Consider the following 6,823-nt stretch of genomic DNA (forward strand, 5'->3'; position numbering starts at 1 on the left):
CTGACAAGAATCACATCATCTCCTTTTTTAACTTCGCCAATAATATCAACAGCGATTTTCACATCGTCACCGACAGTTTTAAAACTTTTACTATCAGGTCGCGCTAAGATAGGAAGCCCGATAACTTTATAACGCTGATATTTTAAATAATCAATAAACCGCCTTTGTCCATCATTCATAGGCGAATGAATACCAGTATAATATTTAAAATTAGTCCGGTTAGCATCTTGAGAAAGTTCTATTCGTAAAGCATCATAATCCAGTTCAATTTGCAATCCATCAACAGCAAAACTTAAATTATTACCATCTATATATACACGAGTCATAGACTCTTGAGATTGTGTCAGAGGTAAAACAGAATTTTTGTTCAAGTTGACCTTGAAATTTTCTGGTTTTTGAGAAGCAGCTTTTTCATAAAAATCTAATTTTTGCTCCAAAGTAGTAACTGTTGCTAAAATAACCTTTTGTTGATGCTGTAACTTTTGAATGTTAGCAAGATGAAGACGTTGACGAGTATCCTGAGTCTGAAATTTCTTTCCGAGTTTATTTAGCTCGTTTTGCGTCTTTTCAAATTTAGTTTGCAGAGAAATATTCTCTTGCTTAAAAGCAGTCAACTGTTTTTCTTTATCTGCATTGACTGAATTTAGTTTGACTATGACTCCTAAAGAAATAGCGCCAAACCCAGTCAGTTCACCCAGGTTTCTAAGGATAGGTTGCTTGAAAATCGAGCCAGTAATAATGCACGCAGCAGATAAACCCGCAGTCAGAGAAATTGCTTGACCCAGCTTCATATATTTATTTTCTGGTGTTAAATTTGCACAAAATCAAGATATCAAATATGTGGAAATCGGTTGTTCCAATTACGTCACCAGTATGTAGAGACGGCGATTTATCGCGTCTCTTACCTTGATTTATCGCGTCTCTTACCTTGATTTATCGCGTCTCTTACCTTAACCAAACAATATTGATTGAATTCAAAATTCCAAATCTGACGAGGAAAGCACCTTTTCCAAGCATAGGTTTTAATAATCGACATACAAGCACAAAAGCAATCAGGGAAATATATGGTAAAAACTCGCCGCGTCATGATTCTTGCAGATGGTGATAATACCTTCTTAGCAGCACAAAGTTTTAACAGAAAAATAGACTGGCCAAAAATCCGTGACTATCTAGCCGACCCAAAAGAAGGAAGAGAATTAATTGAGATGGTGATTTATATCGGTTTACCTCCAGCTAGAGAACGATTTGAAGAACAGCGAAAAACTAAAGAAAAATTTGTTTATTGGGCAAGAAGTAACGGTTTTTTAGTCGTTTCAAAAGAAGGTAAAGCTAAAGGAGATGATTACGAAACCAATATAGATGTTGTCATGGCTATGGATGCAATCCAATTAGCTTTAGAAGTTAAACCAGACATTGTTGTTTTAGTAACGGGAGATTCTGATTTTGCTTATTTAGCAGAAAAACTCAGAAGACGCGGAATCCGAGTTGAAGTTGCCTCTGTAGAACAATCTTTAGGTAGTGAGTTAAAAAACTCCGCAAATAGTGTTGTTGATTTGATTGAAGTATTTGATAAATTTAACGCTCAAAATGGGAATCAAAATCTTCATCGAATTGGTAATTCAAATGTTTTTGATTAAGTAGTTATTAGTTATTTATCCAAATTCAGCCAATGGGAAAATCATGCAAACAGTTAATGGAAAGTTAATCACGAAAGAACAAGGTCAAATAGATGCAATCCAGCAGCAAACAGAAGGCATCATTAAACGTTACCAAAATTTAGAATCGCAGTTCACAGCTATTAATCAACAAAAAGATGCGAAATATTTACAGGAAGTAAACGCTGTAAAAGTCTACCTGCAAAAGTTAGATAAAAGATTGAATCTGTTGGAGCAGAATGTATCGAATCAAGCCAAAAATTTCTTATATTTCAAGATTGGCGTTGCTATTGGATTAGTCGGCTTATGGTTCTGGTTTGGGATGAATAATCAACCTGCACACCACGATACTAAACCTAAGAAATATACAGAGTCTATCCAACTACACCATCACTCAAATTGACTGATAAATTCATCCACTAATTGTAAATAAACCGAAGAGATGTCATGAGAGCAATTATCAATGGAAAACTGATTGATTTACCAGAAGGTGTCACAGTAGAAGATTTAAGAAAGAGATTACCAGAAATTGGTAATGATGATGTGATGGAAGAAGGGTTTGGTGGAACTCGACCTCTGAAAAATACAGAAGCACTCAAAGAAGGTTCAAAAGTATGGACTGTTCCCAAAATTGTTAAAGGCTCTAGAATTTGGGATTTGAAATTTTAGATTTTTGCTCGTGTTTCAAATTAGTATTAATGGTGGTGAAATATGACAGTGGCAATTAATCAAGATAAATCTGGGTTTCAACCAACTCCAAGATTGCTAGAAGAACTCAACATTTTAGAAAAAGTTGCCAAGAATATTATTGTTGGTAGCAAGACTATTGGCAATATTAAATACACAGCTATTTTATTTAAGGGGATGCCATTATCGTCAAAAAAATTCACTGTTTCTAATAGTGATGTTTTGTTTTTATTACCACTAGATTATCCCAGACTTCCTCCGATTGGTTGCTATCTTAACTACCCTTGGAATACCACAGGAGAAGGAGATCATCACTTTACCAGACAAAGCTACTATGGAGCGCCATTTTTAAGCGATGAAGGATGGTACTGGTATTGTGTTGGATTGGGTGGAGGATTTAATCGAGAGGTGTGGCTTAATTCTTGGAAACCTACTAATCAGGTCGATAAAGGACATAATCTGGCTACATTATTTATCACTGCACGTCACGCAATTAACAGCGATGAATAATTTGTTATTTGTCATTGGTTATTCTTTCTCAACTAATAACTAAGTAGTCGAGTGTAATTAAATATCAGATAAAAACTTCAAACTCAATCCCTCTCCCCTGACTCCTTAGTCAGGAGAGAGAAGTTCGGCGCAGAGTGAGGTTTGATATTTAATTTTACTCACTTATTTAGCAATCATCAATCACTATCAATCACTAATTGAGGGTAAAAATAGCATGAAGACTCAGAAACAAGCACCAGAAATTTCTCTACATATACCCCCGCAAATGTGGCAGCAGTTTCGCCAATCAATACTGAAGTCTCGGACGATGAATGAAGAAGTTATCGGTTTCTTTTTCTGCAAACGCCAGCAGATATCAAAAAATAAAATTCGCTATATTCCCAGTTTGCTTATTAAATCAGATACCAAAGCAGCTTAATAAGTCTAAGGTAAACAGTAATTCCAATAAAAAGCAACAAAAAGCAGAAGAACGAGAGAAAGCAAAAGAAAATATCTATTTACTGCAACAACTTACTATTGAAGATATTTGGTATCAGATGTTTTATCTCCAAGCAGAACGACATAAATGGATCGATGATTTTAAATATTTCTACAAAATTTCCGATACGGAAATTCAGCACTTATTACAGCTTCGTCCCTTCGATAGTCAAGGCGACAATTTCACAAATCAGACTCGTCTTTATCGGTTAGACTTCCAAATTAGTCTGGCGAATGCTGAAAAAACTCACTGGCTCAAAGCAATTTATGATTCGGAGCAAAAACTAACAGGTAATTATTTTAAGGTCGATTCTTGGTTGCAGCTAATTCCTGAATCATTAGAAAAAAATAATCATCAACAATTTAATAGCGAAGTCAATTCTGAGTATATAAATAATGAAGAACTGGCAGATTTTATTACTAGATTTGCTAATAATACTCAGAAAAGACTACTTTTTGCGGCTGAATTTATTATGTCAGCAAACATTAAAAAGCAAAAATATAATGCTTTGATTAACACATTAGAATTGAATTGGTCTAAATCCGATTCTGTCAAGCCTTTAAAGATAACCTACAAGAAATTTCAAACCTCTCCAGTAATCACAACTATCATTTTTCCGGTAATTTTTTACTACATCAAACGTGGCCCTTATCTTTATGCCATTCGTCCTACAGAATTTGAGGATGAAAAATACTACTGGGAAGGTTATCGGTTAGATCGAATTCTGGATGTAGAAATATTAGATTGGGATAATGAACAGATTCCAGTCAAGTTACGCGAACTCAAAGATGAAAATCAACTACCCACTCCTGAAGACGTAGAAGATTCTTTAGATGCTGATACTTTGGGTTATGCCTTTTGGAAAACTCAAAAAATGATGTTTGTCAGATTTGAACGCAATCATTATAAAAATTATATCCAGGATACTTCGCGGCAGAAAATCTTCAAAGAAATTAATTTCCAAAATTTTCAGGAACTTAATAACGATTTAGAGAGATTTTTTAATAACAAAGAGATTACCCTAATCTTACAGTCTTTGCGGGGACAGATTAATGAGAAATATGTCTTTTGTATAGCCAAGTTTTACGAAGAAGATATTGATGTTTTTTTGCGAATTTTAATTTGGGGTAAAAATGTCAAGGTTATTTTACCTTCTGAGTTGAAAGATAAAATCTTTCAAGAGATTCAATCCACGATGAAACAGTATCAAGAGAAATAGAAAGTGTCTACAGGTAAGAGGCTAGAGAGATGAATTTGAATTCTATTAACAAACCAAAGCTAACTACTCGTTTTGAAGAAGCATTAGTGTATGCAACTCAACTTCATGCTGAACAAGTGAGAAGAATTCGCGGTGTTCCTTACATTAGTCATTTGCTCAGTGTGACTGCATTGGTTCTAGAAGATGGGGGAAGTGAAGATGAAGCGATCGCAGCCTTGCTACATGATGCCATAGAAGATCGGGGAGGGAGAAGAACTGGTGAGATTATTCGTCAAAAATTTGGCGACAAAGTAGCAGATATTGTTGAAGCTTGCACCGAATCCGATGTTGTTCCTCAACCACCTTGGAAAGAACGTAAACAAAAATATCTTGAGAACATTTCTCAGGGTTCAGCAGAAGTTCTGAGGGTAGCACTCGCTGACAAAGTACACAATGCACGCTCAAATTTGACTGAATGGGATCTCTATGGAGATAAAGCTTGGAATAAAGAACAACGCCAGAGAACTCTTTGGTTTTATCGCTCTGTTATAACAGTGGCGCAAACATTGACAGATTCCAGGCTTGTAGAAGAATTAAGACGAATTGTTAAGCAATTAGAAGCTTTTGAATAAGGACAAATCGAGTTGTGCAAATTACTTTTTGCAGAGAAATTTTCTGATTGGTGATGGAAATTCCTGTTTCCTAGAGGATGTCAAAGTTGAAGAATAATTCAGAATTCTCAAAATTTAGGAGATAGCGATTTTGAAATACTCTTTGCGTAAACAATCAAAAGAAGGTTCTACTGTCTCTTTTGAGCAGGTGCAGCAAGAAGCACCTTTGTGGAAATCTCCGTTAACTTGGCTTTGCGCTGTTGGTGGTGCGTTGCTGATTGGAATTCCTCTGGTTATGGACAACGTAACCCATCGGGTGAATAGTGCGTTATTGGTGGATGTATCTCTGTCAAACCAACCTTACCAAAGTTCTTTAGAGGGGCTTTGTCGCCAGTATGTTGAGCATTTGGTGGAGGGTGATGTCCGAATTTTAGGGAAGTTTGCAGATCGGGCGATAATATTGAGCAATCAGGAGTTTCAAGAGCGCGATCGCTTGTCGATACAAAACCAGTGCAAACAGATTACCACGCAACCATCGGGAATTGGTCGAGTTGCAGGAACATCGTTAATTGATGCACTCTCTCGTCTAGAAACGGAAATTCAACACCAACAAAGCCAAGGTAATCCTCGACCGGTGGCGGCGGTAGTGGTTATCCAAGCTGCTGAACTTGTAAATCACCAACAACAAGATTTTACTGTCATTAAATCAAAGATTGAGGCTATTATCCACAAAGGTGGTGCAGTAGCGATTATTGGCCCAGATGTCGATTTACAGAACCAATTAAGCCGCCAGCTTAGTTCGGTTAAAAATACTCAAATTTGCACTTACTCTGATAGTCAGGCTTGTCTGGATTGGCTCTTCCAAATCGGGCGGAAATAGACCTTTCCTAATAGTGACTAAGATGATTTTAGTAATTGTAGTTAGAGAAAATGAACCCAAAACGTATAGATAGACTTGAGCGCTGGCTGAAAATTATGCCAAAAACTTTAGTGAGAATGCCAGACTACGACCGAGCAAATATCATCGCAACAATTAAAGAATATGCCAAATATAATTTAGCGAATTCACAGATTGCTAAATATGATGCTATGCGCTCTCGCCGTTTATCACGGAATCAACGACAAATTACCCAATTTATTGTTATTTTAGCAGGGTCTTTGACTTTTTCTGTAGCCCCTCAATTGCTGGCTAAACAAGCAGGACGAGGCCCTTGGGCAATATCAGCAGGTCTATTAGGTGGAGGATTAGCCAGTTTTTATGCTCATAGCAATGCAACTAAAGTGTTAACGGGTCTTAAGCTGAAAAACAGCACACAAAATACTCGTAAAGCGATTCTAGAACGCAAGAATTAAGGATAAGTTATGCTAGAAGATAATTTTAATCAGTTTGAGGAAACTCCTCAAGATGTATATATTCAAACTCAAAGCGAAATGCTTAATGAAATAGAGGGAATTCACGATAGCCACCCTCATAAAGATGCGCTATTGATTAGTGGATCGCTCAGTATTATTGAAGCAGCAGTTGCCTTTTATATAGTTGCCTCCGCTGGTGTTTTGATTGCTTCAATGGTTAGCTTGTTTCCTGTGGCTTTGCTTTGGGCGATCGCTAACCACCATGCTGAGAAAGTAGAACTACCAGAAGCTTACGACGAATTAGTAGAAAAATATTATGGAACAGTTCAAT

The 6,823-nt window shown here is 36.6% G+C and carries 11 protein-coding genes; 10 read left to right on the forward strand and 1 reads right to left on the reverse strand.

Annotated elements, in window-relative coordinates:
* A partial coding sequence (locus CDG79_RS37865; protein ID WP_143855712.1) for an NYN domain-containing protein occupies positions 1–791 on the reverse strand: 791 nt, incomplete at its 3' end.
* A 273-nt stretch (positions 792–1,064) separates the two neighbouring features.
* On the opposite strand from CDG79_RS37865, the gene CDG79_RS37870 reads away from it, so the two are divergent.
* The 10 genes from CDG79_RS37870 to CDG79_RS37910 all read left to right on the forward strand — a co-directional run.
* On the forward strand, positions 1,065–1,637 hold the full coding sequence (locus CDG79_RS37870) for a LabA-like NYN domain-containing protein (protein WP_094346667.1): 573 nt from the start codon (positions 1,065–1,067) through the stop codon (positions 1,635–1,637).
* Between the two features lie 43 nt (positions 1,638–1,680).
* Positions 1,681–2,058, forward strand: coding sequence for a hypothetical protein (locus CDG79_RS37875; protein WP_094346668.1), 378 nt, complete (start codon positions 1,681–1,683; stop codon positions 2,056–2,058).
* Positions 2,059–2,102: 44 nt separating this feature from the next.
* Complete coding sequence (locus CDG79_RS37880; protein ID WP_094346669.1) at positions 2,103–2,324, forward strand: hypothetical protein; 222 nt, start codon at positions 2,103–2,105, stop codon at positions 2,322–2,324.
* A gap of 42 nt (positions 2,325–2,366) precedes the next feature.
* Positions 2,367–2,852: a hypothetical protein gene (locus tag CDG79_RS37885; RefSeq protein WP_094346670.1), complete on the forward strand. Its 486-nt coding sequence runs from the start codon at positions 2,367–2,369 to the stop codon at positions 2,850–2,852.
* A 214-nt stretch (positions 2,853–3,066) separates the two neighbouring features.
* Positions 3,067–3,270, forward strand: coding sequence for a hypothetical protein (locus CDG79_RS41790; protein ID WP_189525273.1), 204 nt, complete (start codon positions 3,067–3,069; stop codon positions 3,268–3,270).
* Between the two features lie 118 nt (positions 3,271–3,388).
* Positions 3,389–4,549, forward strand: a complete 1,161-nt coding sequence (locus CDG79_RS37890; RefSeq protein WP_189525274.1) for a TIGR03985 family CRISPR-associated protein — start codon at positions 3,389–3,391, stop codon at positions 4,547–4,549.
* 29 nt (positions 4,550–4,578) lie between these two features.
* Positions 4,579–5,160, forward strand: coding sequence for an HD domain-containing protein (locus tag CDG79_RS37895; RefSeq protein WP_189525275.1), 582 nt, complete (start codon positions 4,579–4,581; stop codon positions 5,158–5,160).
* A gap of 130 nt (positions 5,161–5,290) precedes the next feature.
* On the forward strand, positions 5,291–6,019 hold the full coding sequence (locus tag CDG79_RS37900) for a hypothetical protein (RefSeq protein WP_094346672.1): 729 nt from the start codon (positions 5,291–5,293) through the stop codon (positions 6,017–6,019).
* A 50-nt stretch (positions 6,020–6,069) separates the two neighbouring features.
* Entirely contained in the window at positions 6,070–6,492 is a 423-nt protein-coding gene (locus CDG79_RS37905) for a hypothetical protein (protein WP_094346673.1), read from the forward strand.
* Between the two features lie 9 nt (positions 6,493–6,501).
* Positions 6,502–6,823: hypothetical protein (locus CDG79_RS37910; RefSeq protein WP_143855713.1), on the forward strand; the 322-nt coding region annotated here is incomplete at its 3' end.

The organism is Nostoc sp. 'Peltigera membranacea cyanobiont' 232, assembly GCF_002245985.1.
Classification (GTDB): Bacteria; Cyanobacteriota; Cyanobacteriia; order Cyanobacteriales; family Nostocaceae; genus Nostoc.

What these genes read in the sequence shown, in the direction of transcription:
- CDG79_RS37870 (WP_094346667.1), top strand. Translation starts at nt 1,065, where the DNA reads ATGGTAAAAACTCGCCGCGTCATGATTCTTGCAGATGGTGATAATACC.
- CDG79_RS37875 (WP_094346668.1), top strand. Translation starts at nt 1,681, where the DNA reads ATGCAAACAGTTAATGGAAAGTTAATCACGAAAGAACAAGGTCAAATA.
- CDG79_RS37880 (WP_094346669.1), top strand. Translation starts at nt 2,103, where the DNA reads ATGAGAGCAATTATCAATGGAAAACTGATTGATTTACCAGAAGGTGTC.
- CDG79_RS37885 (WP_094346670.1), top strand. Translation starts at nt 2,367, where the DNA reads ATGACAGTGGCAATTAATCAAGATAAATCTGGGTTTCAACCAACTCCA.
- CDG79_RS41790 (WP_189525273.1), top strand. Translation starts at nt 3,067, where the DNA reads ATGAAGACTCAGAAACAAGCACCAGAAATTTCTCTACATATACCCCCG.
- CDG79_RS37890 (WP_189525274.1), top strand. Translation starts at nt 3,389, where the DNA reads ATGTTTTATCTCCAAGCAGAACGACATAAATGGATCGATGATTTTAAA.
- CDG79_RS37895 (WP_189525275.1), top strand. Translation starts at nt 4,579, where the DNA reads ATGAATTTGAATTCTATTAACAAACCAAAGCTAACTACTCGTTTTGAA.
- CDG79_RS37905 (WP_094346673.1), top strand. Translation starts at nt 6,070, where the DNA reads ATGAACCCAAAACGTATAGATAGACTTGAGCGCTGGCTGAAAATTATG.